Origin of the sequence: Dyella amyloliquefaciens, assembly GCF_004296575.1 — a bacterium.
Lineage (GTDB): Bacteria > Pseudomonadota > Gammaproteobacteria > Xanthomonadales > Rhodanobacteraceae > Dyella > Dyella amyloliquefaciens.
This window is the reverse complement of the sequence record NZ_SAYT01000007.1, coordinates 99,721-126,327: the sequence shown is the minus strand read 5'-3', so window position 1 is coordinate 126,327 and position 26,607 is coordinate 99,721. Positions and strand designations below refer to the sequence as shown.

30 protein-coding genes are annotated in these 26,607 nt (G+C 65.6%); 11 read left to right on the top strand and 19 right to left on the bottom strand.

Annotation, left to right across the window (positions count from 1 at the left end; translation table 11 throughout):
* Nucleotides 1–40: 40 nt before the first annotated feature.
* Nucleotides 41–1,285 carry an MFS transporter gene (locus EPB08_RS16450; protein ID WP_130620204.1) on the bottom strand — a complete coding sequence of 415 codons (1,245 nt, stop codon included), beginning with the start codon at nt 1,283–1,285 and terminating at the stop codon, nt 41–43.
* Nucleotides 1,286–1,443: 158 nt separating this feature from the next.
* Between EPB08_RS16450 and EPB08_RS16445 the strand changes: the two genes are divergently transcribed.
* The 3 genes from EPB08_RS16445 to EPB08_RS16435 all read left to right on the top strand — a co-directional run bounded on the left by EPB08_RS16445 (nt 1,444) and on the right by EPB08_RS16435 (nt 4,125).
* Nucleotides 1,444–2,109 carry an SAM-dependent methyltransferase gene (locus EPB08_RS16445; protein ID WP_324615318.1) on the top strand — a complete coding sequence of 222 codons (666 nt, stop codon included), beginning with the start codon at nt 1,444–1,446 and terminating at the stop codon, nt 2,107–2,109.
* A gap of 168 nt (nt 2,110–2,277) precedes the next feature.
* Entirely contained in the window at nt 2,278–3,594 is a 1,317-nt protein-coding gene (locus tag EPB08_RS16440; protein ID WP_130620203.1) for a DEAD/DEAH box helicase, read from the top strand.
* A gap of 120 nt (nt 3,595–3,714) precedes the next feature.
* Nucleotides 3,715–4,125, top strand: a complete 411-nt coding sequence (locus EPB08_RS16435; RefSeq protein WP_130620202.1) for a hypothetical protein — start codon at nt 3,715–3,717, stop codon at nt 4,123–4,125.
* Between the two features lie 99 nt (nt 4,126–4,224).
* On the opposite strand, the gene rimJ is transcribed toward EPB08_RS16435, so the two are convergent.
* The 3 genes from rimJ to EPB08_RS16420 are packed head-to-tail and all read right to left on the bottom strand — an operon-like array spanning nt 4,225 to nt 6,420.
* Complete coding sequence (gene rimJ / locus EPB08_RS16430) at nt 4,225–4,776, bottom strand: ribosomal protein S5-alanine N-acetyltransferase (protein WP_130620201.1); 552 nt, start codon at nt 4,774–4,776, stop codon at nt 4,225–4,227.
* A complete protein-coding gene (fghA, locus tag EPB08_RS16425; RefSeq protein WP_130620200.1) occupies nt 4,773–5,621 on the bottom strand; it encodes an S-formylglutathione hydrolase in 849 nt (282 codons plus the stop codon). Before fghA ends, rimJ begins: the two co-directional genes overlap by 4 nt.
* Nucleotides 5,622–5,670: 49 nt before the next feature.
* Entirely contained in the window at nt 5,671–6,420 is a 750-nt protein-coding gene (locus EPB08_RS16420) for an SDR family NAD(P)-dependent oxidoreductase (protein ID WP_130620199.1), read from the bottom strand.
* A gap of 119 nt (nt 6,421–6,539) precedes the next feature.
* On the opposite strand from EPB08_RS16420, the gene EPB08_RS16415 reads away from it, so the two are divergent.
* Both EPB08_RS16415 and EPB08_RS16410 read left to right on the top strand, forming a co-directional pair.
* Nucleotides 6,540–8,402, top strand: coding sequence for a DEAD/DEAH box helicase (locus tag EPB08_RS16415; RefSeq protein WP_130620198.1), 1,863 nt, complete (start codon nt 6,540–6,542; stop codon nt 8,400–8,402).
* 150 nt (nt 8,403–8,552) lie between these two features.
* Nucleotides 8,553–9,353, top strand: a complete 801-nt coding sequence (locus EPB08_RS16410; RefSeq protein WP_130620197.1) for a dioxygenase family protein — start codon at nt 8,553–8,555, stop codon at nt 9,351–9,353.
* On the opposite strand, the gene EPB08_RS16405 is transcribed toward EPB08_RS16410, so the two are convergent.
* A complete protein-coding gene (locus EPB08_RS16405; RefSeq protein ID WP_130620196.1) occupies nt 9,340–9,693 on the bottom strand; it encodes a cupredoxin domain-containing protein in 354 nt (117 codons plus the stop codon). The genes EPB08_RS16410 and EPB08_RS16405 overlap by 14 nt on opposite strands.
* Nucleotides 9,690–10,631 carry a metallophosphoesterase family protein gene (locus EPB08_RS16400; protein WP_130620195.1) on the bottom strand — a complete coding sequence of 314 codons (942 nt, stop codon included), beginning with the start codon at nt 10,629–10,631 and terminating at the stop codon, nt 9,690–9,692. The genes EPB08_RS16405 and EPB08_RS16400 overlap by 4 nt, the downstream gene beginning before the upstream one ends.
* Before the next feature lie 145 nt (nt 10,632–10,776).
* On the opposite strand from EPB08_RS16400, the gene EPB08_RS16395 reads away from it, so the two are divergent.
* Entirely contained in the window at nt 10,777–11,349 is a 573-nt protein-coding gene (locus EPB08_RS16395) for a sigma-70 family RNA polymerase sigma factor (RefSeq protein WP_205746377.1), read from the top strand.
* Entirely contained in the window at nt 11,336–12,121 is a 786-nt protein-coding gene (locus EPB08_RS16390) for an anti-sigma factor family protein (protein ID WP_130620194.1), read from the top strand. Before EPB08_RS16395 ends, EPB08_RS16390 begins: the two co-directional genes overlap by 14 nt.
* A gap of 7 nt (nt 12,122–12,128) precedes the next feature.
* On the opposite strand, the gene EPB08_RS16385 is transcribed toward EPB08_RS16390, so the two are convergent.
* Nucleotides 12,129–12,488: a YkgJ family cysteine cluster protein gene (locus tag EPB08_RS16385; RefSeq protein WP_130620193.1), complete on the bottom strand. Its 360-nt coding sequence runs from the start codon at nt 12,486–12,488 to the stop codon at nt 12,129–12,131.
* Nucleotides 12,489–12,601: 113 nt separating this feature from the next.
* A complete protein-coding gene (gene ypfJ / locus EPB08_RS16380; protein ID WP_130620192.1) occupies nt 12,602–13,468 on the bottom strand; it encodes a KPN_02809 family neutral zinc metallopeptidase in 867 nt (288 codons plus the stop codon).
* Nucleotides 13,469–13,580: 112 nt separating this feature from the next.
* On the opposite strand from ypfJ, the gene EPB08_RS16375 reads away from it, so the two are divergent.
* Nucleotides 13,581–13,973 carry an MAPEG family protein gene (locus tag EPB08_RS16375; protein ID WP_130620609.1) on the top strand — a complete coding sequence of 131 codons (393 nt, stop codon included), beginning with the start codon at nt 13,581–13,583 and terminating at the stop codon, nt 13,971–13,973.
* A gap of 13 nt (nt 13,974–13,986) precedes the next feature.
* Here EPB08_RS16375 and EPB08_RS16370 read toward each other — a convergent pair whose 3' ends face one another.
* On the bottom strand, nt 13,987–15,543 hold the full coding sequence (locus EPB08_RS16370) for a hemolysin family protein (protein WP_130620191.1): 1,557 nt from the start codon (nt 15,541–15,543) through the stop codon (nt 13,987–13,989).
* 227 nt (nt 15,544–15,770) lie between these two features.
* Here EPB08_RS16370 and EPB08_RS16365 point away from each other — a divergent pair, with 227 nt between their 5' ends.
* The gene (locus tag EPB08_RS16365) at nt 15,771–16,574 is read left to right on the top strand and encodes a CPBP family intramembrane glutamic endopeptidase (RefSeq protein ID WP_130620190.1); all 804 of its coding nucleotides are present in this window, start codon (nt 15,771–15,773) and stop codon (nt 16,572–16,574) included.
* A 17-nt stretch (nt 16,575–16,591) separates the two neighbouring features.
* Here the strand turns inward: EPB08_RS16365 and EPB08_RS16360 are convergent, their stop codons facing one another.
* The 10 genes from EPB08_RS16360 to EPB08_RS16315 form a co-directional block, all read right to left on the bottom strand.
* Entirely contained in the window at nt 16,592–17,161 is a 570-nt protein-coding gene (locus EPB08_RS16360) for a Maf family protein (RefSeq protein WP_130620189.1), read from the bottom strand.
* Nucleotides 17,162–17,192: 31 nt separating this feature from the next.
* Nucleotides 17,193–18,704, bottom strand: coding sequence for a succinyl-CoA:acetate CoA-transferase ScpC (gene scpC / locus EPB08_RS16355; RefSeq protein WP_130620188.1), 1,512 nt, complete (start codon nt 18,702–18,704; stop codon nt 17,193–17,195).
* 93 nt (nt 18,705–18,797) lie between these two features.
* Nucleotides 18,798–19,247, bottom strand: a complete 450-nt coding sequence (locus EPB08_RS16350; RefSeq protein ID WP_130620187.1) for a GNAT family N-acetyltransferase — start codon at nt 19,245–19,247, stop codon at nt 18,798–18,800.
* A gap of 131 nt (nt 19,248–19,378) precedes the next feature.
* Nucleotides 19,379–19,849, bottom strand: a complete 471-nt coding sequence (gene rlmH / locus EPB08_RS16345; RefSeq protein ID WP_038615946.1) for a 23S rRNA (pseudouridine(1915)-N(3))-methyltransferase RlmH — start codon at nt 19,847–19,849, stop codon at nt 19,379–19,381.
* An 85-nt stretch (nt 19,850–19,934) separates the two neighbouring features.
* Nucleotides 19,935–20,327, bottom strand: coding sequence for a ribosome silencing factor (gene rsfS / locus EPB08_RS16340; RefSeq protein WP_130620186.1), 393 nt, complete (start codon nt 20,325–20,327; stop codon nt 19,935–19,937).
* Between the two features lie 75 nt (nt 20,328–20,402).
* Nucleotides 20,403–21,470, bottom strand: a complete 1,068-nt coding sequence (locus EPB08_RS16335; RefSeq protein WP_130620185.1) for an NAD(P)H-dependent flavin oxidoreductase — start codon at nt 21,468–21,470, stop codon at nt 20,403–20,405.
* A gap of 94 nt (nt 21,471–21,564) precedes the next feature.
* A complete protein-coding gene (locus EPB08_RS16330; RefSeq protein ID WP_130620184.1) occupies nt 21,565–21,846 on the bottom strand; it encodes a hypothetical protein in 282 nt (93 codons plus the stop codon).
* A gap of 373 nt (nt 21,847–22,219) precedes the next feature.
* Nucleotides 22,220–22,495, bottom strand: coding sequence for a pentapeptide MXKDX repeat protein (locus EPB08_RS16325; protein WP_130620183.1), 276 nt, complete (start codon nt 22,493–22,495; stop codon nt 22,220–22,222).
* A gap of 71 nt (nt 22,496–22,566) precedes the next feature.
* Entirely contained in the window at nt 22,567–23,226 is a 660-nt protein-coding gene (locus EPB08_RS16320) for an NrsF family protein (RefSeq protein ID WP_130620182.1), read from the bottom strand.
* 5 nt (nt 23,227–23,231) lie between these two features.
* Nucleotides 23,232–23,756, bottom strand: coding sequence for a sigma-70 family RNA polymerase sigma factor (locus EPB08_RS16315; protein WP_229238409.1), 525 nt, complete (start codon nt 23,754–23,756; stop codon nt 23,232–23,234).
* Between the two features lie 387 nt (nt 23,757–24,143).
* Between EPB08_RS16315 and EPB08_RS16310 the strand changes: the two genes are divergently transcribed.
* Together EPB08_RS16310 and msrB are read left to right on the top strand one after the other, a co-directional pair.
* Complete coding sequence (locus tag EPB08_RS16310) at nt 24,144–25,865, top strand: cytochrome c biogenesis protein DipZ (protein ID WP_130620180.1); 1,722 nt, start codon at nt 24,144–24,146, stop codon at nt 25,863–25,865.
* 28 nt (nt 25,866–25,893) lie between these two features.
* Entirely contained in the window at nt 25,894–26,514 is a 621-nt protein-coding gene (msrB, locus tag EPB08_RS16305) for a peptide-methionine (R)-S-oxide reductase MsrB (RefSeq protein WP_130620179.1), read from the top strand.
* Nucleotides 26,515–26,607: the final 93 nt, after the last annotated feature.

Genomic DNA, 26,607 nt, shown 5'->3' with positions numbered 1-26,607 from the left:
CGTGAGTAATGCAAACCTTGGATTCTAGCAGCCCGGCCGCCTAGCCGCCCGCCTCCGGGCCCGGCTGGCCGAAACGCACCCCGCGCTTCTCTGGCCCCAGCCAGGCCAGCACGGCCAGCAGCACCGCCACGCCGGCGATCCAGGCCGACATCGCGAAGGCCAGGTCCCCGCCGTGCCAGCCCGCGATCCATAGCTGGGCATTGGCCGTCACCGCTGCCAGCAGGTTGCCGGTCTGGTAGGCGAAGCCCGGCAGGGTGCCGCGCATGCCCTCGGGAGCCAGCTCGTTCAGGTGCGTGGGCACCACGCCCCAGGCGCCCTGCACCATCACCTGGATCAGGAAGGCGCCTGCCGCGAGCAGGGGTAGCGAACCGCCGTGCATCCACAACGGGATGATCGGGATGGCGAGCAGGGCCGCCAGGATGATCGTCCGCCGCCGCCCGAAGCGCTCGGACAGCGCGCCGAAGAACAGGCCACCGACCAGCGCGCCGAGATTGAGCATCGCCACCAGCATGAAGGCAGCACCCGAGCCGGTCGGCAGATGCAGGCTCTCCTCCTCGAACGTGTGGTACAGGTCCTGCGAGCCGTGGCTGAACATGTTGAACGCCATCATCAGCAGCATCAGGTAGATGGCGAGCTTCCAATGCCCGCGCATCGATTCCAGCAGGCCCCGCTTCGGCTGCGTCGCCTGGCCCTGCCGCCACACCTCCGACTCGGGCACCGTGCGACGGATGTAGAGCACCAGCAGCGCCGGCGCCGCGCCGACCACGAACAGGCCACGCCAGCCGATGTGGTCCACCAGCAGCCAGTTCACCAGTGCACCCAGGAAGAAGCCCACGGGATAGCCGCTTTGCAGCAGGCCCGACACCACACCGCGCGCCTTCGCCGGAATCGACTCCATCGCCAGCGACGCGCCAATGCCCCACTCACCGCCCATCGCTATGCCGAACAGGAAACGGAGCACCAGCAACGCGGTGAGCGAATTGGCGAACGCGGTAGCCAGCTCGAACACCGAAAACAGGATCACGTCGAGCATCAGGATCGGACGCCGCCCATAACGGTCGGCCAGACGTCCAAACAGCAACGCGCCCAGCGGACGCGCCGCGAGGGTAAGGAACAGGCCGTAGGTGACATGCTCCTTGCCGACGTGGAACTCCTGCGCCACGCTCACGATCACGAAGGTGAGCAGGAAATAGTCGAAGGCATCCAGCGTCCAACCCAGGAAACTGGCCAGCACGGTGTGGCGCTGGGTGGTGTTCAACTCCCGCAGTGGTGCGAACGGCGACATGCAGTGGCTCCGTCGTGGTCGTGCCCGCACGGCGGCACACAGGGCGCCAAGCGAACCATCATGGCCGCCGCTGTGCAAGACCATCCCGTGATTGGTGGCGCCCGGCGCAAGGCCAGCGCACACTCTCTTCACGCCATACAGTCACGGAGTCGGCTGACATGTCCGCCATGGATGCCACCGCCCTTTACCGCATCGCCGAGTCCTACGATCACTGGTTCCAGCGTCGTTACGTCCAGGGCAAGCTGGCCACCGATCCGGCCTACGCCGCGGTGGCCGATCTCATGGCGCTCCGCCCGATGCCCTTGCTGGACATCGGCTGCGGCATCGGTCTGCTCGGGCAATACCTGCATGCGCGCGGAGTGCTCCCGCAATACCTGGGCGTGGACCACGACGCACGCAAGATCGACGCCGGGCGGCGTGCCATGCGGCTGGCCGGGCTGGAGACCACCCTGCCGCTGCGACTGGCCGACGGCGCCACCGCGTATCCGCTGCGCGGGCATGTCGCCATCCTCGATGTGCTGCACTACCTCTCCGCCGAACGCCAGCGCGAACTGCTCGCGAATGCCGCGGCCCATCTCGCACCGGGTGGGATGCTGATCGTGCGCAACGTGCTGCGCGAACGCAGCTGGCGCTATGCGGCGACACGCGTCTCGGAGTTCTTCCTCAGTACCAGCGGCTGGATGCGCATCGGCGCCCAGCACTACCCGAGCGCCGACGAACTTCGCGCACTGCTGGAGGCCGCCGGCCTGCATGTCACCATTCGCTCGTTGCATGGCCGCACGCCGTTCGATTGCTACCTGATCGTGGGTGAAAAGCCCGTCTGAGCGCGAAAAAGCACCGTTTAGGCGTGTTTTTCTCCGCTCGTTCAGCTGCCCACGCCCGGGCGCCGCGTTTTTCAGCTATACTTGGCGGCGAGGCCTACCGCCTCCCTCCCCTCTTTTGAATACTGCAACGCGGTTCGTTAGAACGCTCCGAGTTGCTCTGGAGCTTCCATGTCTTTCGAATCGCTGGGCCTCGCGCCCGCGTTGTTGCGTGCGCTTGCCGAACAAGGCTACGCAGAACCCACCCCGATCCAGGCTGCCGCCATTCCGGTTGTTCTTGAAGGTGGCGACCTGCTCGCCGCTGCCCAGACCGGCACCGGCAAGACCGCCGCGTTCTCGCTGCCGTTGCTGCAGCATCTTTCCACCGCCGGCGCCACGCAGACGCGTCGTCCGCGCGCGCTGGTGCTGACCCCGACCCGCGAGCTGGCCGCCCAGGTGCATGACAACCTGCGCGACTACGGCAAGCACATGCGCGTCAGCAGCACCACCATCTTCGGTGGCGTGAGCATGGGCCCGCAGATGCAGGCGCTGCGTCGCGGCGTCGATATCGTGATCGCCACGCCGGGTCGTTTGATCGACCATATGCAGCAGCGCTCGGTCGACCTTTCCGGCGTCGAAGTGCTGATCCTGGACGAAGCCGACCGCATGCTCGACATGGGCTTCCTGCCGGCGCTCAAGCGCATCCTGTCCGCCGTGCCGCGCCAGCGCCAGACGCTGCTGTTCTCGGCTACCTTCGCACCGCCGATCAAGGCGCTGGCGATGCAGTTCATGCATCAGCCGCGCGAAGTGTCGGTGACCCCCGTCAACTCGGTGGCCACCACGGTCACGCACCACGTGCATCCGGTCGATGCCGCCAAGAAGCGCGACCTGCTGCTGCACGTGCTGGCGCAGGACAGCCGTCGCCAGACGCTGGTGTTCAGCCGCACCAAGCATGGCGCCGACAAGCTGGTGAAGCAGCTGGAAATGGCCGGCCTGCGCGCCGCCGCCATCCACGGCAACAAGAGCCAGAATGCGCGCACCCGTGCGCTCAGCGACTTCAAGAGCGGCCGCATCACCGTGCTGGTGGCGACCGATATCGCCGCGCGCGGCATCGACATCGACCAGCTGCCGATCGTGATCAACTTCGATCTGCCGATGGTTGCCGAAGACTACGTGCACCGCATCGGCCGTACCGGTCGCGCCGGCGCCGATGGCATGGCCGTATCGCTGGTGAGCCATGAGGAAGCCGGCCTGCTGCGAGACATCCGCAAGCTGCTCAAGCAGGAAATCGCGGTGAGCGAAGTGCCCGGCTTCGAGCTGTCGCATCCGCTGCGTACCGACGCTGCTGCACCGAAGCCGGTGCAGGGCCAGCGTCAGCCGCGTCAGGCGCGTCCGCAGCAGGGTTCGCATCGTCCGCACGGCAACAACGGGTATGGCAAGGGCAGCGAGCGTCCCGCCGAAGGGAACCGCAAGCGTCGCCGTCCCGGCCGGCCCGCCGCCAAGGCGTAATTCCGGCCCGCGCATGGCCCAACCACTGTCCTAGACGGTTGGGCCTAGGCGTTACGAGGAATACAACGGCGTCGCTCGCCTTCCGATCATGCAGGGCCTTCCGTATCCGGGAATCCCTGCATGAAATCGGTTATCCACTGGCTTCTGATCGCCCTTCGCCTCATCTTCGGTGCCTGGTTCGTGTTCGCGGGCCTCAACGACGTGCTGCACTTCTGGCAGCCGCCCGCACCGGCAACGCCGCAATCGCAGTTGTTCATGCAAGGCCTCGCAGGCAGCGGCTACATCTTTCCCGTGCTGGGCGTGGTCTACACGTTGAGTGGATTGTTCCTGCTCACCAACCGTTTCGTTGCGCTGGCGCTGGTGATGCTCGCCGCACCCGTCGTCGTGATCTTCGGCTATCACTCGGTGATGGAAGATCACCTGTTGGGGCCGGGCCTCGCCGTGCTGCTCATCTATCTCGTCCTGGCATGGCAGCAGCGTGCGACGCTTGGTGCCCTGCTTCAGCCTGCCGGCAACCGAGCATCACTGTAGGAGCGCACCCAGTGCGCGATCGCGGCGCTGCGAGATCACCGCACTGTAGGCTTTTCGCGCACTGGGTGCGCTCCTACAAAAAAAGCGAGCTTGCGGCGATCAGACTTCGCGAATGCGCGAGGTGAGGACGTGATCCTCCCACACGCCGGCGATCTGCAGATACCGCTTCGCATACCCTTCCCGCTCGAAGCCGAGACGTTCGAGCAACTTGCCGCTGCGATCGTTGCGCGGCATGTAGTTGGCCATCACTCGATGCATGTCCAGTTCGCGGAACACCCAGGGCATCACCGCCGACAGCGCTTCGTACATCACCCCCTGCCCCTGCCTGCTGGCGGCAATGCTGTAGCCAAGGTGGCAGGCCTGGAACGCACCGCGCACGATGTTGGCGAAGGTGAAACTCGCGATGACTTCGTTGCCGGTCAGATCGAGCACGACGAAGGGATAGCCGCGATCCAGCCGCATGGCCTCGCGCGAGTCGGCCAGCGTCTGGATGCAATGGTCCAGCGTGTAATAGGACGACTCACGCAAGGGCTCCCACGGCGCCAGGTGCTCGCGATTCAGCACGCGATAACGCAGCAGGCGCTGCGCATCACCTGCGTCGACCACGCGCACCAGCGTGCGAGGCGTCTGGATGGGATAGAGCAGGTTCACAGGCGGCCAAGTGCCTTGGCGTGATGGCGCAGGTGATCGTCGATGAAGGTGCTGATGAAGTAGTAGCTGTGGTCGTAGCCAGGATGGCGACGCAGCAGCAGCGACTGGCCGCCCTCCGCGCATGCCTGGTCGAACAGCTCGGGCTTCAGCTGGGTGGACAGGAATGCATCGGCCTCGCCCTGGTCGATCAGGATGGTGCCGCCGAAGGGATGGCGGCGCACCAACTCGCACGCGTCGTACTCGGCCCACGTCGATGGGTCGTCACCGAGATAGCGCGGAAAGGCCTTCTCGCCCCACGGCACCTGGGTCGGCGCGACAATGGGAGCGAATGCCGATACCGAGCGATACCGCCCCGGGTGGCGAAGCGCGATGGTCAGCGCACCATGCCCGCCCATGGAGTGCCCCATGATGCCGCTGCGTTCGCGATCGACCGGAAAATGCTGCGCAACCAGTGCCGGCAATTCGTCCACCACGTAGCTGTGCATGCGGAAACGCGATGACCACGGTGCCTGCGTGGCATCCACGTAGAAACCGGCCCCTTCGCCGAACTCCCAGTCACCGGTCGCGCCGTCGAAGCCCGTGTTGCGCGGACTGGTGTCGGGCATCACCAGGATCAGTCCCAGTTCGGCCGCCAGTCGTTGCGCACCCGCCTTGATGGTGGCGGTCTCATCGGTGCAGGTGAGGCCGGCCAGGTAGTACAGCACCGGGCACACTTCCGTGGCTGCCTGCGGCGGCTGGTACAGCGCAAAGCGCATGGGCCCGCCGCAGCTTTCCGAATGATGCCGATAAAAACCCTGCACACCGCCGTGGCAACGCTGCTCGGAGATCGTCTCGATCTCGGTCATGGCTGTTCTCCGTGAATGACGCAAACGCGCCATCATAGTGCGGCTTGCCTCAGCGCTCCTGGTCGGTGGGCCGCATCAGCACTTCGTTGATGTTGACGTGCGAGGGACGCGATACGCAGAACACGATGGCGTCAGCCACATCGCGCCCCTGCAGCTGGCGCATGCTGTCGGCCCACGCATTGAGGTTCGCCTTCACTTCGGCATGGCCGATGTGGTCGCGCAGCTCCGTCTCCACCACGCCCGGCTCGATCACCGTGACACGGATGTTGTGCTGGTACACCTCGCGCCGCAGCGCTTCGGAAAACGCCACGACGCCGAACTTCGTCGCCGAATAGGCGGCGGCGTTCGGGTTGGCCACGCGCCCCGCCGTCGACGAGATGTTCACGACATGACCGTCGCGTCGCGCACGCATGCCGGGTAACGCGGCCTGCGTGGAAGCGATCAGGCTGAGCACATTCAGCTCGAGCATGTGCCGCCAGCGGCCGAGGTCGGCATCTTCGACGGGCTCCAGATACATCACGCCGGCGTTGTTCACCAGGATGTCCAGACGTCCGTAGTGCGCTTCGGCTTCCTTCACGATGCGTTGCGCTTCAACCTCGGAAGCTAAATCGGCCACCAGTATGGTTGGCGCGGCACCCAGCTTCTCCAGTTGCGCGGCCAATACCTCGAGCCGCTCGCGACGGCGTGCGGCAATGGCGACCTTGGCGCCGGCCTCGGCCAGCGCCAGCGCCGTCGCCTCGCCGATGCCCGAAGAGGCGCCGGTAACCAGCGCTACACGGCCTTCAAGGGGTTTTGACATGAATATTCCTCGTGAATCGCGCCTTTGGCGCAACAAAATCATCGGTTTGGACGTGCCGGCCTGTTACAATACCGTCATTCTCCCGCATGCCGCCGTGCATGCCATGTCGAGGTTCCCCCATGTCCTCCCCGTCTTCCGATTCCCAGCCGGCAGCCGTCGGCTTCGCTGCGCTTGGCCTTCATCCTGAGCTGCTGCGCGCGCTGTCCGACGTCGGCTATGAGTCGCCTTCGCCGATCCAGGCCGCCACTATTCCGCCGCTGCTGGAAGGCCGCGATGTACTCGGCCAGGCGCAGACCGGCACCGGCAAGACCGCCGCGTTCGCGCTGCCTATCCTGTCGCGTATCGATCTCAAGCCCGGCAAGCCGCAGGCGCTGATCCTCGCGCCCACGCGCGAACTGGCCATCCAGGTGGCCGAAGCGTTCCAGCGTTACGCCACCTACATGCCCGGCCTGCAGGTGCTACCGATCTACGGCGGCCAGAGCTATGGCCCGCAGCTGCACTCGCTCAAGCGCGGCGTGCAGATCGTGGTGGGCACGCCGGGCCGCGTGATCGATCACCTTGATCGCGGCACGCTGGACCTGTCGGAACTGAAGTTCCTGGTGCTCGACGAAGCCGACGAAATGCTGCGCATGGGCTTCATCGACGACGTGGAAAAGGTGCTGGAGGCGACGCCGCCGACCCGCCAGGTCGCGCTGTTTTCCGCCACCATGCCGGCGCCGATCCGCAAGATCGCCCAGCGGCACCTGAAGGAACCGGTGGAGGTGACCATCAAGGCCGCCACCACCACCGCCGCCAACATTCGCCAGCGTTACTGGTTCGTCAGCGGCATGCACAAGCTCGACGCGATGACGCGCATTCTCGAAGCCGAGCCGTTCGACGCGATGATCATCTTCGCGCGCACCAAGTCGGCCACCGAGGAACTGGCCGAGAAGCTGCAGGCACGGGGCCTCGCTGCCGCCGCGATCAACGGCGACATCGCGCAGGCACAGCGCGAGCGCGTGATCCAGCAGCTGAAGGACGGCAAGCTGGACATTCTCGTCGCCACCGACGTGGCCGCGCGCGGTCTCGACGTGGAACGCATCAGCCATGTCATGAACTACGACATCCCGTACGACACGGAAAGCTACGTGCACCGCATCGGCCGCACCGGCCGCGCCGGTCGCAGTGGTGAAGCCATCCTGTTCGTCACGCCGCGCGAGAAGGGCATGTTGCGTGCGATCGAGCGCGCCACGCGCCAGCCGATCGAGGAAATGAAGCTGCCGACGGTCGAAGCCGTGAATGACGTGCGCATCGCCCGCTTCAAGCAGCGCATCAGCGACACGCTGGCAGTGGGTGAACTGGCCTTGTTCCAGCAGCTGATCGAGCAGTACGAACAGGAACACAACATCCCCGCCATCGAGATCGCCGCCGCACTGGCCCGCATCTCGCAGGGCGACCAGCCCCTGTTGCTCACGCCCCCGCCGAAGCGTGAATTTGCACCGCGCGAGCACGCGCCGCGTGAGCATGCCGATGTTCGTCACGCAGCACGCGAGCACAAGCCCCGTGATCGCGACAGTGCGCCGCGCGAATTCGTGCCGCGCCCCGTGCGCCCGCATCACACCGAGGAAGGCAAGCGCACCTACCGCGTGGAGGTGGGTCACGAGCACGGCGTGAAGCCGGGCAACATCATCGGCGCAATCGCCAATGAGGCTGGCCTGGAAAGCAACTTCATCGGCCGCCTGAGCATCCGCGGCGAATACAGCCTGATCGACCTGCCCGATGGCATGCCGAAGGAAGTGTTCGAGCACCTGAAGAAGGTATGGGTGAGCCAGCAGCAGCTGCGCATCAAGGAATGGGATGGCGACGACAGTGGCGCCAGCGAAGCACCGCCGCGCAAGCCGGGCGGTTTCCGTCCGGGCGGCGGTGGCTTCAAGAAGTCCCACGGTGGCAAGCCGCGCCCGCAGGGCCACGGTGGCGGCAAGCCGCCGCGCCGGGCGAAGTAAGGGCACGCTCCCTCCTGGCGTCATTCCGGCCCAGCCCGGAATGACGCGCGAGGATGATCGTTCCACTGGCGTGACGGATTGTTCACCGCACGCCCGCTGCAATTTTCGCTGCAGCCCCTAACCTATGGCGGTATCCCCGAGGTAACCGCCATGACCACCCTGCCGAGCCTGTATATCTCCCACGGATCGCCGATGACGGCGATCCAGCCGCGACGCGTGGGCGAGCGTCTGGCCGAGCTGGCCAAGGCCTTGCCGCGCCCCAAGGCGATTGTGATCGCCACCGCGCACTGGCTGGCCCGCCAGCCCCATGTCGGCGGTGCCGCACGCCCCGAAACCATCCACGATTTCCACGGCTTCCCGCAGGCGCTGTTTGACATCCAGTACCCGGCGAAGGGCGAGCCTGCGCTCGCCGCGCGAGTCACCGAACTGCTGGACAAGGCAGGCCTGCCGACCACGCTCGATCCCACCCAGGGACTCGACCACGGTGCGTGGGTGCCGCTGCGCCTGCTCTACCCCGACGCCGACATTCCCGTGGTACCGATGTCGATCCAGCCCCAGCTGGGCCCGGCGCACCAGTATGCGGTCGGCCGCGCGCTGGCGCCGCTGCGCGAGGAAGGCGTGCTGGTGATCGGCTCGGGCAGCATCACTCACAACCTGCACGACTTCCGCTCGGGCTACAGCGAAGAGCGCGAAGCACCCTACGTGCGCCCCTTCATCGAATGGATCGAGCGCAAGCTGGGCGAGGGCGACGTCGAGGCGTTGATCGACTATCGCCGCCAGGCGCCGTTCGCCGAGCGCGCCCATCCCACCGACGAACACCTGCTGCCCTTGTTCGTGGCATTGGGCGCGGCAGGTCCGCAGGCCCACGCCACGCGCATCGACGCGGGCATCGAATACGGCTTGCTGGCGATGGACATCTATCGTTTCGACGGCGCCGTCACTGCACGATGATGGTGCCCACCATCATCGGGTGGATCGAGCAGTAATACGCGTAGGTCCCGGGCTTGGAGAACGTCACCGCATAGGTGTCGCTGGTATCCAGCGCGGGCGAGGTAGCGAACTGTTTGCCCGCGCTGGTGATCACGTGGGGCTCCTCGTCGCGGTTCGTCCAGACCACCCGCGTGCCCACGGGCACGGTCATGCTGTTGGGCGCAAAGGCGAAGTTGCGGATCTCGATCTGGGATGCCGCCGCTTTCGGCGGCGCGTCCGACTTGGCGGCCATCGCAGGTACGGCGACGCCGCAGCACAGGCAAAGCATCGACATCGCCGCCGCGTGCCTAAGCGCTTTCATGACAGCACCTCGTCGGTGAGCGCGAGCGCTTGCGTGCCACGGACGTGGCGCACCTCGCGAATGCCGAGGTAGCGATGCAGCGCTTCCGGCGGCACGTCTTTCATGGGGCCAGGCGCGGGACCAGCGCCCGGTGCCGGCTGCGGGTAGGCCGTGGAGCGCGCCGTATAGAACGTGATGCTGCCTTCCACCTTCTGCTGGATCTGGTGGATATGGCCGTTGAGCACGCTCACCGAACCGAAGCGGCGCAGCAGGCCGATGGCCTCGGCGCTGTCGTCGGTGCCCCAACCCCATTCGGGATAGATCGACCACAACGGCATGTGCGCGAAAACAACGAGCGGCGTCGAGGCCGACAGCGGTGCAAGATCCTTCTTCAGCCATGCCAGCTGGTCCGCCCCCAGGGAGCCCAGGCCACCCGCCTTGAGGTTGAGCACATTGATCAATCCGACGAAGTGCACGCCGCGGTGGTCGAAGCTGTACCAGCCGCCGGCCTGCTGCTTTTCGCCGAAGCGGCGGAAGAACTCCGCACCGTTGTCGCCGATCACATCGTGTTCGCCGGGCACATAGAACGTCTTGTCCACCCGCGCCTCCTGCATGATGCCCGCGAGGGTGTCGAATTCGTCGGGCCGAGACAGGTGCGTGAGGTCGCCGGTGTGAAGCAGGAAATCCGGTCGTACCTTCTGGGCATTCACCATCGCCAGCGAGCCACGCAACGTGGAGGCCACATCCATGTTCGGCGCCTTGTGGAAGCCGATGTGCGAATCGCTGATCTGCACGAAGCCGAAGCTGGCATCGGCCGCACTCGCACCGCCTTGTCCATTCAGCGCCTGCGCCCGCAGCACGCCGCCCTGCATCAGCCACAAGGTGCCGGCCCCGGCCCATGCCATGCACTGGAGAAACTGGCGGCGGCTGTTGCTCGTGTTTTCGTCTAGGTCTCGCATGGTCGGATTCTCCGGATAGGGAAACGGGTGCGCCCCGCCCTATCCACTACCGGCCCGGGACCGCGCTTATTCCACCCTTGGGCGCTTTCACACAACCTGCGGCAAGACCTGGAATAAAGTCGGCGCTGTCGAGGTCTTAACCTTCATGCCCACCGATCCGCCAGCCCCTATGACCGGCCAGGACACTGCGCGAAGCGCCCGCTTCGAACAGCAGGTGCTGCCGTATCTGGACGCGGCCTACAACCTGGCGCGATGGCTGTCACATGACGCCGGCGATGCGCAGGACGTGGTGCAGGAAGCGATGCTCCGCGCGTTGCGTTACTTCGACAGTTTCCACGGCGGCGATGCACGCGTATGGCTGCTCACCATCGTGCGCCATACCTACTACACGATGCGTAGCAAGAACCGGCAGGACGACCTGCACGCGGAACTCGACGAAGACATCCATCCACTGGTGGATGAAGGCCCTTCGCCCGAAACGCTCACGCTGCTCGCCGTCGACGTGGGCGCTTTGCGCGCCGCGTTGGAGCGCATGCCGCCGGCACTGCGCGAGGTGATCGTGCTGCGCGAACTCGAAGAGTGCTCGTACAAGGAGATCGCGGCCATCATCGAGCAGCGGATCGGTACCGTGATGTCGCGGCTCGCCCGTGCGCGCGAGCGCCTGCGCGCGGAACTGGGCCATCATCCGAAGGAGGTGCGTCGCCATGATGTGCGATGACGCAAGGCTGCTGTTGCACGCCTACCTGGACGACGAACTCGACGCCGCCAACAGCGCTGCCATCGCCGGCCACATGCGCGAATGCCCTGCCTGCACGGCGCGTTACGACGCCTACGCGACCTTGCACAAGGCACTGGCGCAACCCGGCCTTTACGAGAAGGCGCCGGACGCACTGCGTCAGCGCTGGACAACCGCAGCGGAGGCACCGGCGACCATCGTCCGTCCCCGGCAGCGCCGTGCGCGCATGCCGCTTTCCGTTGCTGCGGCAGCGGGTTTCGTTGCGGCGATGCTGCTTTCCGGTCCGGCGTGGTTGCAGCTCATGCGCTCGGGGCGCGTCAACCATGAGCTCGTGGCCGATGTCATCTCCGGCCATGTGCGTTCCCTGCAGGGACAGCACCTGATGGACGTGGTGTCGACCGACCAGCACACGGTCAAGCCCTGGTTCGAAGGGCGACTGGATTTCGCACCACGGGTGAAGGACCTGGGCGACGAAGGCTTCCCGTTGATCGGCGGCCGTCTGGATGCCGTCGACGGGCGCAGCGTGGCGGCCCTGGTGTACAAGCGCCGCCTGCACGTGATCAACCTCTACCAATGGCCGGTGGAAGCCGGCGTGCCATCGCCCCAGACAGTGGTGCAGGAACACGGCTATACGGTGATCCGCTGGTCGGATGCCGGGATGCAATACGTGGCGGTTTCCGACGTCAGCGAGAGCGATCTCCGCCAGTTCGCCCTGGCGTTCCAGAACGACGGCAGTACCTCGGGCGCCAGGTAGTTCGCCGTCAGGCGTGCTGTGGCACCGCCTGCCAATCCGCAAGTGTCAGCGGCGACATGCCGTGGGCGACGCGCGCCTTGTCGCATTGCAGGCTGGGACGCCCCGATTCCCACGCAGGCTCCACTTCGCGGCACACCGACGGCCGCTGCTCGTAGATGCCGCAATGCGCGGTTTCTCCCACGGTGCCGTGCAAGGCGACACAACGCGGCCTGGACGCCTGGGTGCCGCGCATGACGAAGCGATGCGGATCGAGTGTCTCGGCGAGTTCCGGGGGCACCACGCCTCCCAGGGATGCGTCCGCCTCGGACCAGTGGAAGGCCACACGGAAATAGGCGCAGCAAGCGCCGCAACGCAGGCAGGGATGCATGGGTGTCGTTCGGAGGCGCACCCCAAGGCACGCAGCGCCGGCATTCTAGAACGCGCAGGGGTGCGTCGTGCAGCTGTCGGCACGCCGCTCCTGCGATGCGCCATCGAGGTGACTCAGGGTTCCCCGGCGAAGGTGTTGCAGCTGGCGATATCGCCGCTGTCGAAGCCGGCACGGAACCATTTCACGCGCTGTGCGGACGTGCCATGGGTGAAGGAATCAGGTACCACCCGCCCCTGTGCCTGCTGTTGCAGGGCGTCGTCGCCGATCTTGCTGGCCGCATTGAGCGCGGATTCGACGTCGCCCGGCTGCAGCCACTGCAGGCGCTGCTGGGTGCGGTTGGCCCAGACACCGGCGAAACAGTCGGCCTGAAGCTCCTGCCGTACGGACAGGCCATCGGCGCCTTCCATGCGGGCACCCCGGCGGCGGGCCTGCTCCACCTGGTCGAAGATGCCCAGCAGGTTCTGCACGTGGTGGCCCACCTCGTGGGCGATCACGTAGGCGCGGGCAAAATCCCCGGTCGCGTGGAAGCGGGTTTCCAGTTCCTTGAAAAACGCCACGTCCAGATAGACCAGTTGGTCGCCGGGACAATAGAACGGTCCCACCGCGGTGGAGGCCATGCCGCATGCCGTGTTCACGCCGCCACTGAAGATCTTCAGCTGCGGATCGACGTACTGGCGACCATGGCTAGCGAAAATGTCCGTCCAGGTCTTCTCGGTGGAGCCCAGCACGGCGCTGATGAAATCCTTGGTCTGCGGATCGACCTCGGTCGGCTGCCCGGTCGGCGCCGCCACCTGGCCACCGGTGTTTGCCTGGTTGAGCAGCGCAGTGGGGTCCTTGAAGAACACCAGCCCCAGAATGGCCAGGATGATGATGCCGCCGATCCCCATGCCGCGCCCGCCACCGAAGCGCGGGCCACCGCCACCACCGCTGCCATCGTCGACGACGACATTCTGACTGCGCTCGCCCTTCTGCCAGTCCATGCGATGTCCCTCGCTGGTGCACCGTGGCGGTGCCGTCGGTCCACGATACCCCCTCCCGCCGGCCAGCGTCGATGGCTAGAGTAGGCCTCCATTTTTGCGAGAGCCCGTCATGATCCAGCACCTGCCCGCCATCATCGTCCTGCTCACCGTCCTGTTGCAGTTCGGCACCATGTGGGCGGCCGGCCACGCGCGCAGCAAGTACGGGATCAAGGCACCGGCCGTCACCGGCCATCCGGCCTTCGAGCGCGCCCTGCGCGTACAGATGAACACGCTGGAATCGACCGTGATGTTCCTGCCTTCGCTGTGGCTGGCCGTTCAATACGGCATGCCGCTCTGGGGCGGCCTGGCCGGGCTGGTCTGGGTGCTGGGACGCGTGTGGTATGCCGTGGCCTACCTGAAGGATGCCTCCAAGCGCGGACCGGGCTACATGGCGTCGGCGGCCGGCTGGCTGGCCACGCTGCTGCTGGGCGTGGTGGGCCTCGCGCGGGCGCTCATGGCGGGATGAGGCGAAGGAGGCGTCACGCCTCCGGCGTCACCTTCAACCGGTCGATGCGCGCACCGTCCATCGCCACCACCTCGAAGTTCAGCCCTTCGCTGGTGAAGGTGTCGCCCACACTGGGCAAGCGCCCGAGCTGTTGCAGCACGTAGCCTGCGAGCGTGGAGAAACTGTCATCGCCGCTCAGCTTGAGGCCGAGCAGGTGTTCGACGCGACGCAGGTCCAGGCTGGCATCAAGCATCCAGCTGCCGTCCACTTCCTGCACGGCAGCGGGATCGCCGCTCTGGTCGTCGGGAAACTCACCGGCAATCACTTCGAGCACATCGGTAGGCGTCACCAGGCCCAACACGCTGCCGTATTCATCCACCACCAATGCCACCTGCAGCGGCGAGCGGCGGAACTCCTCGATGAGGCGCAGCACGCTGAGCGACTCGAGCACGGTCAGCGGCTTGCGCACCACCTGATCCACCTCGATGCGGCCGTGTTCGAGCAGGCTCTCCAGCAGGTCGCGTGACGATGCCACGCCGACCAGCTGGTCGAGATCGTCGCCGGCCACCGGCAGCCATGCGTGGCTGGAGGCGCTCACTTCCGCGCGCAGCTGCTCCACGCTTTCGCGCGGATCGATCCAGTTGATTTCCGGGCGCGGCGTCATGATCGAGCGCACGGGTCGGTGCGCAAGATCGAGCACGCCTTGCACCATCGCCAGCTCGTCCTTGCCGAACACGGCCACGTTGCCGTCCGCGTTCGCGGCGGCGGGATGGGGCGTCGCCTCTTCCTCTTCCTTGCCCGCGCCGCCGAGCAGATTGATCACCGCCATCGCGGTGCGATCGCGCAGCGAGCGTGCACTCCCCAGCAGGCTGCGCTGGCGGTTGCGTCGCATGGTCTGGTTGAAGGCCTCGATCATGATCGAGAAGCCGATCGCGGCGTACAGGTAACCCTTCGGGATATGGAAGCCGAAGCCTTCAGCCACCAGGCTGAAGCCGATCATCAGCAGGAACGACAGGCACAGGATCACCACCGTCGGTCGTGCGTTGACGAAATTCGTCAGTGGCTTGCTGGCGCTGATCATCAGGATCATCGCCACCACCACCGCAATCATCATCACGGACAGGTGATCCACCATGCCCACGGCCGTGATCACCGAATCGAGCGAGAACACCGCATCCAGCGCCACGATCTGCGCCACCACCAGCCAGAATCGCGCGGGCGCACGCTTGGCCGCGTCGTGGTCGTCTTCTGCCTCCAGCCGCTCGTGCAGTTCCACCGTGGCCTTGAACAACAGGAAGGTGCCGCCCAGCAGCAGGATGATGTCGCGCCATGACAGCGACACGGCGCCCCACACAAGGATGGGCGTCGTGAGTTTCACCAGCCAGGACATCGCTCCCAGCAACGCCAGGCGCATGACCAGCGCCAGCGAAAGGCCCAGTACGCGGGCCTGGTCGCGCTTCCGCACCGGAAGCTTGTCGGCGAGGATCGCGATGAAGACGAGATTGTCGATGCCAAGCACGATCTCCAGCACCACCAGGGTGAGGAGACCTGCCCACGCAGTAGGGTCGGCCAGCCAGTCGAATGCGAACATGGGGCGGCGCTCGGCGCGCCGTATTCCTCCTTGGAACGTCCCGCCACTATACAGGGCGACCGCGTGAACACGGCGCCAGCCATCCCGCCAACCGTGCCAAAGGACAGGATTGCGCCCGCGCTGCGGCAGGGACTAGCGTGTTCTTGCCGGGCAGCGAGCGCGTTGCGTCCCGGCAGCTCGACTTGCACGCGCGTTTGCTGGACTCGCCATCGATGGATGCGAACCGATTGAAATACGCCTCTGATTCGCCGCCATCCTTGCCACTGCTGTTGCCGGCACCTTCCGTCTGGCATGCCCTTGGATTCATCGCGCTGTACTTCGCCCTGCAGCTCGCCATCGGTGGCGGCATCGGCCTCGTGGCCGGACTGGTCGCGGTGCTGCGGCACGGCGATGGTCTAGCCGACCTGATTCATCAGGCCCGTGCGTGGCTCGGCCAGTCCGATGCCAGTGCCGTCGCGGTCATGGTCACGCTGGTGATTTCCGCGGTGCTGATCATTCACCTGGTCCGGCGCCGGTGGCCTTCGCTGTGGACGCTCGGCGAACTGCCGGGCTTCGGATTCACCGCGACGCCCATACCCGCCCTCTATGCCGTTGCCCTTGCACTGGGCGTACTCATGCCTTTTGTGGGCGGCATGCTGACGCAATGGCTGGCGCAGGGGCACGAGGTCAGCCAGGACATCAAGATGCTGGGCGCGCACATTCCGCTGATGCTGCGCCTGCCGCTGGCGCTGCTGGTGGTGAGCCTGGGACCGCTGGTGGAAGAGCTGCTGTTTCGTGGCGTGCTGCTGTCATCGATCAGCCGACACGTAGGCAACGGCTGGGCCGTCGCCATCACCGCCGTGCTGTTTGCCTGCGTACACCTGCCGGACCTGTCGTTCCTCTGGTACGCGTTGCCGAACCTCGCGCTGCTCGGACTGGTGCTCGGCTGGTTGCGGGTGCAATCCGGCTCGATCTGGCCGTCCGTGCTGGCGCACGGTGCGAACAACCTGCTCGCGGTCGTGTCCTGGTTCATGATGATGCCCGGCAACTGATACCGGGTTGCAACGCTTCAGGCGCGGATCACGCCATGCGCGCGCAGCAGTCTCGCCGTCTCGAACACCGGCAATCCCATCACGCCGGAATGACTGCCATCGAGGTGCTCGATCAGCTTCGCGCCGTGCCCCTGGATGGCATAGGCGCCCGCCTTGCCAAAGGCTTCGCCGGTGGCGATGTAGGCCGCAATGGTGGCGTCATCCAGTTCGGGCATGCGCACGCGCGACAGGCTGGTATCGCTCCACTCGCCCTTGCGGCTTACCAGCCACACGGTGGAGATCACCTCGTGGACTCTTGCCGATAGCCGGCGCAGCATCGCCGCGGCGTCGGCAGCATCGGCCGGTTTGCCGAACACCTCATCGTCCAGCACGACCTCGGTGTCCGCGCCCAGTACGACGGCTTGCGGATCGTTCAACGCCACGAACCCGGCGATCGCCTTTTCGCGCGCCACGCGGCTGACGTATTCGCGTGGCGCTTCCGCGTGGGCGCGTTGCTCCGGCACGTTGACGTCGACCACCCGGAACTCCACGCCGATCTGCTCCAGCAACTGGCGGCGACGAGGCGACTGCGAGGCGAGATAGAGCATGGCGGACGCGTGACCGTTGGCGTAGGGACCCTTAAGGTCGCATATCGCCGGTTTCGAGGAAACGCTGGTGCCAGGACAGCGCCTCGCCCAGCAGGTGCGGCGTGTGCTTGCCGCGGCTGTCGTGCATCGCGCGATTGAAATAGTCCTGCAACAGCGGACGGTAGTCCGGATGCGCGCAACGCTCGATGATGACCTTGGCGCGCTGGCGCGGCGACAGCCCGCGCAGGTCGGCCAGGCCCTGCTCGGTGACCACCACCGCCACATCATGCTCGGTGTGATCCACGTGGCTCACCATCGGCACGATGCACGACACCGCTCCGTTCTTCGCCGTGCTGGGCGTAAGGAAGCACGACATGAAACCGTTGCGCGCGAAATCGCCCGACCCGCCGATGCCGTTGATGATGCTGGTGCCGGCAACATGCGTGGAGTTGATGTTGCCGTAGATATCCGCCTCCACCATGCCGTTCATGGCGATGCAGCCGAGTCGGCGCACCAGCTCCGGATGGTTGGAGATTTCCTGCGTGCGCAGGATGATGCGCTTGCGGAAGAAATCGATGTTGTCGAGAAAGCGCTCGATGCCCGCCGGACTCAGCGAGAACGACGTGGCCGAGGCGACGCTGAGCACGTCGTTGGCCAGCAGGTCGAGCATGCCGTCCTGGATCACCTCAGTGAAGGCAGTGAGTCCCTTGAATCCACCATCGCGCAATCCACCCAGCACGGCGTTGGCGATGTTGCCCACGCCCGACTGCAACGGCAGCAGCTGCGGCGAGAGACGCCCCTTGGCGATCTCGTGGCGGAAGAAATCGATCAGGTGGCCGGCGATCTGGCGCGAGCAATCATCCGGCGGCGAGAACGCGCTGTTGCGGTCAGGCGCGTTGGTTTCCACCACGGCGATGACCTTGTCCGGATCGAGCCGCAGGTACGGCTCGCCGATACGGTCATCCGGTTTCAGCAGCGGAATGGGCTTGCGATGCGGCGGCAGCGCCGTGCCGTAATACACATCGTGCATGCCCTCCATTTCCATCGGCTGCCAGTGGTTGACCTCGACGATCACCTTGTCGGCGAGATCCAGCCAGGTCTTGTTGTTGCCCACCGACGATGACGGCAGCAGCCGGCCATCCGGCATGATCGCCGTGGCTTCGACCACCGCCAGGTCGAGCTTGCCGAAGAAACCGAACCAGGCGTACTGCGCAACGTGGCTGAGGTGGATGTCCAGATAATCCATTTCGCCGCGGTTGATGCGCGCGCGCAGCTCCGGATCGGACTGGTAAGGCAGGCGCAGGTCGATGCCGTCGGCACGCGCCAGCGATCCGTCCAGCTCGGGCGCGGTCGATGCACCTGTGAGCACGCGCACGCGAAACGCTTCGCCACGCTCATGCGTCGCCATCATGCGAGCAGCCAGCGCCTGCGGCACGGCCTTGGGATATCCCGCGCCGGTAAAGCCGCTCATGCCGATCGTCATGCCGGGATCGATCAGCTCGGCCGCCTTGGCGGCGGTCATGACCTTGCTGGCGAGTCCGGCGTGGCGAATGCGCTGTTCCATGGGGGTTGCTCCTGAAGTGCAATCCACCCATGTTAGCGCCCGGCCACGTCAAACTCTTGGCAAGCTAGACGATGGTCTGAGGTAGGAATCCGCTCAAAAAGCGACGCTGTATTCGCGAAACTCGAGGTCCCTTTTCCACCCCAGGGACTCATACAAGCGTTGCGCCGCCTCATTCGTATGGGCCGTGGTGAGCGACATGCCCACCGCCCCGGCTGCCCGTGCGTAATCGACAGCCTCGTGTAGCAATGCCGCAGCCACCCCACTCCGGCGTGCGTCGGCTGCGACAAAGAGATCGTTGAGCAGATAGGTGCGCGCCGCGCGTACCGATGAGAACAAGGGATAGAGCTGGGTGAAACCCACGCCCCGGCCTTCGCTATCCGTTGCAAGCAGGATCACCGACTCGTGATGCTGGAACCGCTCAAGCAGAAAGCGCCGTGCCAGTTCGAGATTCGCCGGCTTGCCGTAGAACTGCCGGTACGCATCGAACAACGGCACGACACGATCAAGGTCGTGGATGGTGGCCTGACGCACCGTGAAGGACATGAACCGGTCCCGGAAAGCTGAAGTGACCGCAGTATGCGGCAGCTCGATGGGGCGGCATATGACCACTTTTCCACGCAAAGTGGCCGTGGTGGCACATACCCCCGGCGCATAGCCGCGAGCGGCGACGACGATCAGGCGCGATGGTACGGGTGGCCGGAAAGCAGCGTGGTGGCGCGATAAAGCTGCTCGGCGAGCACCAGGCGAACCAGCATGTGCGGCAGCGTAAGCGGCCCCAGCGACCAGCTCTGATCAGCGCGCGCGAGTACGTCCGGCGCATGGCCATCCGGCCCGCCGATCAGGAACGCGAGATCGCGCCCGGACATCCGCCATTTCTCAAGCTGCGCCGCCAGGTCTTCGCTGGACCACGTCTTGCCGCGACCGTCCAATGCCACGACGTGGATGTCGCGCGGCAAGGCAGCGAGGATCGCGGCGCCTTCATCCTGGATCGCCCGCGCGTCATCGCGGCCCTTGCCGCGTACGCCGGGCTTCAGCTCGATGAGTTCGAGTGGCAAGTCATGCGACAGCCGCTTGCGGTATTCGGCGAAACCTTCCGCCACCCAGGCGGGCATGCGTTCACCGACGGCAATCAGGCGCGCGCGCATGCGTATTCACCGAAAAGCAGGGAAACAAAAAGAACTGCCACGCGCGTTGGGAGGCGCGCGGCGATGACCGCCTGAGCGTGGGACATCAACCCACGCTGGCGACTTCGGCGTCGACTTCGCGGTCACCCACGGTCCACAGCCTCTCCAGGCCATAGAACTCGCGGATGCGCGGGAGCATGACGTGGACGATCACGTCTCCCAGGTCCACCAGTACCCATTCGGCTTCCTGCTCGCCTTCCACGCCGAGCGGCATCACGCCCGCCTTCTTGGCGAACTTGACGACTTCGTCGGCGATGGATTTCACATGGCGCGCGGAGGTGCCGGAGGCAATGACCAGCAGATCGGCGATGGAGGTTTTGCCGCGGACGTCGATCTCACGAATGTCCTTGGCCTTCAGTTCGTCCAGCGCGTCGAGGACTTGCTGGCGAATGACCGCCGTGGTGGCGGATTTGGTGCTGCGAGGGGACGTCTGACTCAAGTGCGGTTGCCTCGATGCATGATCGATGCGCGGGATAGCGCGGCGCCAGTATACCGCCCCACCCTGAAGTCCACGTCAAGCGAGATTTGCCCGGGCCTGGGCATATTCCTCAAGCAAGATCGCGACCAAATCCGTCGCCGGCATGGCTCGTGACAGGCTCGCAGCCTGCCCGCACCATTCCGAAACTAGGTCACCCCGCCCCGCTGCTGCTGCGGCTTTGCGCAGCGGCGAGGTCAGCGCGTTCATCACCGGATAGGCCGGAAAATGTCCCGCCTGGGCTTCCATCGCGTCTACGTAGGTGTTGCGCCGCCCGCGGGCCGCGCGCCCGGAGAAGCTGCGTATCGTGGTGACCCGGGTGTCGTCCGTTCCCGGCAGATCGTGCTTCCAGGCCGCGGCCGCCGCCGATTCCGGACAGCCCAGGAACGCCGTGCCGAGCTGGCTGACCGCCGCCCCCAGCATTTCCGCAGCCAGCATGCCCCGCCCGTCCATGATCCCGCCGCCCGCGATCAGCGGCACGTTCACCGCGCGGGCCGCCAGCCGGATCAGGGCGAACAGCCCGATCACGGCCTCCTCCGGGGCATGCAGGAAGGTGCCGCGGTGGCCGCCAGCCTCGGCGCCTTGCAGGCTGATGGCATCCACGCCCAGTGCGGCCCAGGCCCGTACCTCGGCCAATGAAGTCGCGCTGCCGATCACGATGATGTCGCGGCGCTGGAGCTCTTCGATCTGGCGGGGCGTCAGCAGGTTGAAGGTGAAGCTGGCCACGGGCGGACGCGCCTCGCACAACGCGGCGAACTGGTCGGAGAAGCGCGGCGCCCAGCGTTCCGGCCGCGTCGTACGCACGGCCAGGCCCTCGTGCTCCATCAGCGCATCGAGCGCGGCACGAGCATGGTCGATGGCGGCTTCGTCTTCGTGGACACCATCGGGCAAGACAAACAGATTCAGCGCGAAGGGGCGATCGGTAAGCGCGCGGATCTTCGCCGCCTCATCGAGGATCGCCTGCGGTTCGAGATAGCCCACACCGTGGGATCCCAACCCACCGCCGTTGGATACCGCCGCCACCAGCGCCGGCGTGGATGCTCCGGACATGGGAGCCAGAACAAGAGGCTGGGCGATACCCAGGCGTTCCAGAAAACGGCTTGCCATGGTGAGTGCTCCGCCACGTGATCATGGCTATTACACCACGCAAAAAAGACAAGGCTCCCACATGGGGAGCCTTGCTTGCCCGTCAGGCGTGGTATCAGTGACCGGCGGTCGACGAAGAAGCAGGCTCGCTGCCCTTCTTGTGCTGCTTCTTGTTGTGATGCGAGCTGCTCTTGGTGTCGCTCTTCATCGAATCATTGGCGGACTTCATGTCGTCCGAGCCGGACTTCATGGCATCCGAGCTGGATTTCATCGCGTCCTTGCTGGCGTCCTGTGCGGACTGCGTCGGCGTGCTCTGCTGAGCCATGACTGGCGACACGGCGAATCCGAGGGCGACGGCAGTGGCAAGGGCGAGGATGGCGTAACGGGAAACTTTCATGGGTACGTATCTCCGAGAGCGGTGAAGTAACCGTGCGGCCGCGCCGCACTTCCATGGAACTGCCGGTGTCGCTCTTCCCTAGCGACTCCGACGATCCGGCACCGGCTTGCGTCGATCCCGGCCACGCCACATCAGCGGTCCTGCCCGATGCGAACGCCCCGTCCCTGGTTCGTGAAACCATGTCCACCGGGCTCGCCCCCGTGTCGCATACGCCCGGAACGGGCTTAGGGTATACCCATGCACGACACGGAAATGCGACCTGTCGACATCTCTGTTCAGCGTCAATATCGACAGGCCACAAGCACTCAGGACGGTTTGCTGCGGTGCTCACGCCGTCCGCGAAATCGCGTTTTCTTGCGGCATACGGCCCGTATCACTGACCACCGGACATGGCACCGCCATCGGTGCTGCCGGCATCCTTTTTCATCGCGTCTCCGTGCTGCATCGCATCACCCTTCTTCGCGTCATGCTTCTTCATGCTGTCGTGTTTCATGCCTGAAGCATCTTTCTTCATCATCGTGTCGCTGCTCTTCATCGCGTCCTGCTTCATGGCGGAACCGGCGCTCGCCGGCTGCATCGCATCCTGTGCGAAGGCGACGGACGCGCAGGCAAACGACGCTGCAAGAACCAGCGAAATGACAGTCTTCATGGGAACTCTCCTGAAAGATGGACGATGCGGTACATGCCGCATGTCTTCCTTCGTTGCGACGAAGAGGAGAGTTACTTCAATGCAGGCTGCAGCAGGCGGCCGCCCATCAGCGCATTGGCCAACACCACAATCCCCACGGCGATCGCGTGCGTGATCAGGTCAGTGACGGCGACGGCGAAGCCGTGGCAGATCTCCAGCAGCGCAGCAGAAGCCGCCGCACTGGCAAGGCCGATCATGATCGCCGTCAACACGGGGCGCAGCGGGCAAGCGCGACGCAACAGCCATACCAGCAACGCTGACAACGGTATCGAGATGCTGATGATGAACACCAGACAGTCGCCGGACTGATGCGCGGTGGCCACCTGCGCTCCCGGGATGACGACACCACGCAGACAACCCAATCCACTGGCTCCTACCCATAGCAGCAGACCGGGCACCGGCAGCCACGCCCACCAGGCGGAGCGCCCGGGTACGCCGAGCGTGAACGCCACCCAGGCGGCGGATACAGCGGTGATGATTGCGCCGACGCCCGCCACGGCGATATCCGGCTCGGCGATCCAGCGGCGGATCATGTGCTCGGCGCCGTAGTGCCACAGCAACCCCAGTGCGATCACCGCCACCACCAACAGCCAGCTGACCGTGCGCAGCCAGGGCGGCGGCAGGCGCCGCACCGGGGTCAGCTGCACGCCCAGCGACTGGATCAGTGACTCGGGGAGTCGCGACTCGGACATGATGCTCAGGGTTCTCCATGGAAACGGGCACGCAGCGCCTTCATCGCGCGGTGCAGATTTACTTTCAGCGCACCCGTCTGGCGACCGGTGTGTGCGGATGCCTCGGCCAGCGAGCGCTCCTTGAGACCAAGCTGCTCGACGGCTTCGCGCTGCCCCGGTGGCAACGAGGCAATGGCTTCGTGCAGGCGATGTGCTTCCTGCTCGCGCTCGGTGGCCGCCGTGGCGTCGTGCTCGTCGGGATGCATGTCGTAGGCACGCTCGTCGTGCAGCTCACGATGCCCGCGTCGTCCCTGGCTGCGCAATGCATCGATGGCACGCCGCGCAGCGATGGCGGACAGCCACGCATCGTACGAGCGGCCCGGATCGTAGGTGTGGCGCACGCGATGCACGGTAAGCAGGGTCTCCTGCACCACATCGTCCTGCAGGTCCACGTCCACACCCTGGCGCCGGGCCGCGGCGCGAATCAGGGGCACCGAGTCGGCCAGCACACGCTCATAGGCCTGCCGGTCACCGGCTTGCGCCGCCGCCATCCATGCCGCCCGCCGCCGTTCCGGCGAATCGATGGCGCTGTCGGCGGCGTCACTCACGGCAAAGTCGGCCCTGGCCCATGGGGGAAGGACGCTATCTAGAACCATCGGACGGGTGGCGGTCAAGGCAGGGGTCATGGAGTGGTGTCAGTGGGCCTTCTGTTTATTCGACGTCGCGGCGGGCCGCGTTACTTCGCGCAGATGCCGGCTTTGCCCGGATCCAGGTCACGTGCCTGGCAGGCTCTTCGCCCCGCACGGGAATGACAGCGGCGTCGGCCAGGAGGATGCTTCGAGCAGGTCGCCGCCCCTTCCTGCCCCGAGAAGAATCGCGGTAACCGGAAGGCCACACCCGGCGAATACGTATAAGACTCTCTGAAGGATGCTGCCCACATGCTCGTGCTGATCCTGGCCTACCTCGGCGGCGTGCTGACCATACTCAGCCCGTGCATCCTGCCGGTGCTGCCCTTTGTGTTTGCGCGCGCCGACCGTCCTTTCATGCGCAATGGCCTGCCGATGCTGCTCGGCATGGCGCTCACCTTCGCACTCGTGGCGACGCTGGCGGCGATCGGTGGTGGCTGGGCCATCCGCGCCAATCAATATGGCCGCATCGTCGCCATGATCGTGCTCGCGGTGCTGGGGCTCACCCTGCTGTCGAGCCATCTCGCCGAGTGGATCAGCCGGCCGTTCGTGGCACTGGGCAACAAGCTGACCCAGCGCTCGGATACCGAAGGCGACTCCGTGTGGTCGGCGGCGGGCCTGGGTGTGGCTACCGGTCTCCTGTGGGCACCGTGCGCCGGCCCCATCCTCGGTCTGCTGCTCACGGGCGCGGCGCTCAATGGCGCCAGCGTGCAGACCACCTTGCTGCTGCTCACCTATGCGGCAGGCGCGGCCACCTCTCTCGCGCTGGCACTTGTCGTGGGTGGTCGCGTGTTCTCTCTGATGAAGCGCTCGTTGGGCGCGGGCGAATGGGTGCGCCGCATGCTCGGTGTACTGGTGCTTGCAGGCGTGGCCGCGATTGCACTGGGCATGGACACCGGCCTGCTGACGCGTGTGTCGCTCGCCAGCACCAGCAGTATCGAACAGAAGCTGATCGATGCCGTGCGCCCCGCACCAGCACCACAGCCTGCGGTGAAGGCGGGCGATCCGCTGCCGATCGAGGGCGAGTTGCCTTCGCTGGCGGGCGCGACGCAATGGCTCAACAGCGCACCACTTAGCGCCCAGTCGCTGCGCGGAAAGGTGGTGTTGGTCGATTTCTGGACCTACTCCTGCATCAACTGCATCCGCTCGCTGCCCTACGTGCGCGGCTGGGCCGACAAGTACAAGGACCATGGCCTGGTCGTCATCGGCGTGCACGCACCGGAGTTCGCGTTCGAGAAGGAGCCGCAGAACGTCATCAAGGCGGTGAAGGATCTCGGCGTCGATTACCCCGTGGCGCTCGATAACGAGTACTCGATCTGGAAAGGCTTCAACAACGAATACTGGCCAGCGCACTACTTCATCGACGCCCAGGGGCATATCCGCCATCACCATTTTGGTGAGGGCGAGTACGACCAGAGCGAGGACGTGATCCGTCAGCTGCTTACCGAAGCCGGCCAGAAGAACCTGCCCGGCGGCTACGTGCAGCCCGGGGCACAGGGTGCGGAAGCGGCGAGTTCAGGCGACGCGCAGCGCTCGCCGGAAACCTACGTCGGTTATGCACGCGCCGAGAATTTTGCGGGTGGCCAGGTCGCGCATGACGATGCGTGGAACTACCGCGTGCCGTCTACATTGATGGCCAATCAATGGGCATTGGATGGCCACTGGACCGTGCGAGAGGAAAGCGCTCGACTGGACCAAGCCAATGGACGCATCGTCTATCGCTTCCGCGGGCGCGATCTGCACCTGGTGCTTGGCCCCTCGTCCGACGGCAAGCCGGTGCGCTTCCGCGTGACCATCGACGGCAAGGCGCCGTCCGCCGATCACGGCATGGACACCGATGCCGAGGGCAACGGCACGGTGACATCGCAACGCCTGTACCAACTGGTGCGCCAGGCGGCCGGCACGGGCGAGCGCACCTTCGAAATCACCTTCCTCGATCCCGGCGTGCAGGCTTACGCCTTTACGTTCGGCTGATACGCGTCTTCGCGTGGTGGAGGCCACCATGTCCCGCACCAAAGACATCGTGATGCTGGAACGCCGCCGCTTCCTGCGTGCGGCACTCACCGGCGGCGCCATCGCCGTGACGGGAGCATGGCTGCTGCCTGATTTCCTCCGCCGCGGGGCAGCGTCGGGAGATGCCATGGCCGCGACTCCCGTGGCACAGGGCGAAGACCTGATGCTCGAGTGCTTCGCCGACGATGGACATCACCTGGGCCCCTGCCACGTGCGCAAGCTGGTTCTCAACGATGCGCAGTGGCATCAGCGCTTGTCCGATGACGCGTACTACGTCATGCGTCGCGAAGGCACCGAACGCGCCTTCAGCGGCCAGCACGAGAAGCCGCCAGTGCCCGGCCTTTATCGATGCCCGGCATGCGACACGGCATTGTTCGACGCCGCCACGCAGTTCGATTCCGGCACGGGGTGGCCAAGCTTCTGGCAGCCGATCGCCAGGAAGAACGTCATCGAAAAGCGGGACAGCAGCTTTGGCTGGGAACGCACGGCCGTGAGCTGCGCAGGTTGCGACAGTCATATCGGGCACGTTTTCGATGATGGGCCGCCACCGACCGGGTTGCGTTACTGCATGAACTCGGTGGCGTTGAGGTTCGTACCGCGAACGTCGTGACAAACCGGCTTTTTGTAGGAGCGCACCCAGTGCGCGAAAAGCCTACGAAGCGGCAAAACCGTGACTCTGCGGTCGCGCACTGGGTGCGCTCCT

Coding starts and splice junctions, on each gene's coding strand:
- EPB08_RS16450 (WP_130620204.1), bottom strand. CDS start 1,285: ATGTCGCCGTTCGCACCACTGCGGGAGTTGAACACCACCCAGCGCCAC.
- EPB08_RS16445 (WP_324615318.1), top strand. CDS start 1,444: ATGTCCGCCATGGATGCCACCGCCCTTTACCGCATCGCCGAGTCCTAC.
- EPB08_RS16440 (WP_130620203.1), top strand. CDS start 2,278: ATGTCTTTCGAATCGCTGGGCCTCGCGCCCGCGTTGTTGCGTGCGCTT.
- EPB08_RS16435 (WP_130620202.1), top strand. CDS start 3,715: ATGAAATCGGTTATCCACTGGCTTCTGATCGCCCTTCGCCTCATCTTC.
- fghA (WP_130620200.1), bottom strand. CDS start 5,621: ATGACCGAGATCGAGACGATCTCCGAGCAGCGTTGCCACGGCGGTGTG.
- EPB08_RS16420 (WP_130620199.1), bottom strand. CDS start 6,420: ATGTCAAAACCCCTTGAAGGCCGTGTAGCGCTGGTTACCGGCGCCTCT.
- EPB08_RS16415 (WP_130620198.1), top strand. CDS start 6,540: ATGTCCTCCCCGTCTTCCGATTCCCAGCCGGCAGCCGTCGGCTTCGCT.
- EPB08_RS16410 (WP_130620197.1), top strand. CDS start 8,553: ATGACCACCCTGCCGAGCCTGTATATCTCCCACGGATCGCCGATGACG.
- EPB08_RS16405 (WP_130620196.1), bottom strand. CDS start 9,693: ATGAAAGCGCTTAGGCACGCGGCGGCGATGTCGATGCTTTGCCTGTGC.
- EPB08_RS16400 (WP_130620195.1), bottom strand. CDS start 10,631: ATGCGAGACCTAGACGAAAACACGAGCAACAGCCGCCGCCAGTTTCTC.
- EPB08_RS16395 (WP_205746377.1), top strand. CDS start 10,777: ATGCCCACCGATCCGCCAGCCCCTATGACCGGCCAGGACACTGCGCGA.
- EPB08_RS16390 (WP_130620194.1), top strand. CDS start 11,336: ATGATGTGCGATGACGCAAGGCTGCTGTTGCACGCCTACCTGGACGAC.
- EPB08_RS16385 (WP_130620193.1), bottom strand. CDS start 12,488: ATGCATCCCTGCCTGCGTTGCGGCGCTTGCTGCGCCTATTTCCGTGTG.
- ypfJ (WP_130620192.1), bottom strand. CDS start 13,468: ATGGACTGGCAGAAGGGCGAGCGCAGTCAGAATGTCGTCGTCGACGAT.
- EPB08_RS16370 (WP_130620191.1), bottom strand. CDS start 15,543: ATGTTCGCATTCGACTGGCTGGCCGACCCTACTGCGTGGGCAGGTCTC.
- EPB08_RS16360 (WP_130620189.1), bottom strand. CDS start 17,161: ATGCTCTATCTCGCCTCGCAGTCGCCTCGTCGCCGCCAGTTGCTGGAG.
- scpC (WP_130620188.1), bottom strand. CDS start 18,704: ATGGAACAGCGCATTCGCCACGCCGGACTCGCCAGCAAGGTCATGACC.
- EPB08_RS16350 (WP_130620187.1), bottom strand. CDS start 19,247: ATGTCCTTCACGGTGCGTCAGGCCACCATCCACGACCTTGATCGTGTC.
- rlmH (WP_038615946.1), bottom strand. CDS start 19,849: ATGCGCGCGCGCCTGATTGCCGTCGGTGAACGCATGCCCGCCTGGGTG.
- EPB08_RS16335 (WP_130620185.1), bottom strand. CDS start 21,470: ATGGCAAGCCGTTTTCTGGAACGCCTGGGTATCGCCCAGCCTCTTGTT.
- EPB08_RS16330 (WP_130620184.1), bottom strand. CDS start 21,846: ATGAAAGTTTCCCGTTACGCCATCCTCGCCCTTGCCACTGCCGTCGCC.
- EPB08_RS16325 (WP_130620183.1), bottom strand. CDS start 22,495: ATGAAGACTGTCATTTCGCTGGTTCTTGCAGCGTCGTTTGCCTGCGCG.
- EPB08_RS16320 (WP_130620182.1), bottom strand. CDS start 23,226: ATGTCCGAGTCGCGACTCCCCGAGTCACTGATCCAGTCGCTGGGCGTG.
- EPB08_RS16315 (WP_229238409.1), bottom strand. CDS start 23,756: ATGGCGGCGGCGCAAGCCGGTGACCGGCAGGCCTATGAGCGTGTGCTG.
- EPB08_RS16310 (WP_130620180.1), top strand. CDS start 24,144: ATGCTCGTGCTGATCCTGGCCTACCTCGGCGGCGTGCTGACCATACTC.
- msrB (WP_130620179.1), top strand. CDS start 25,894: ATGTCCCGCACCAAAGACATCGTGATGCTGGAACGCCGCCGCTTCCTG.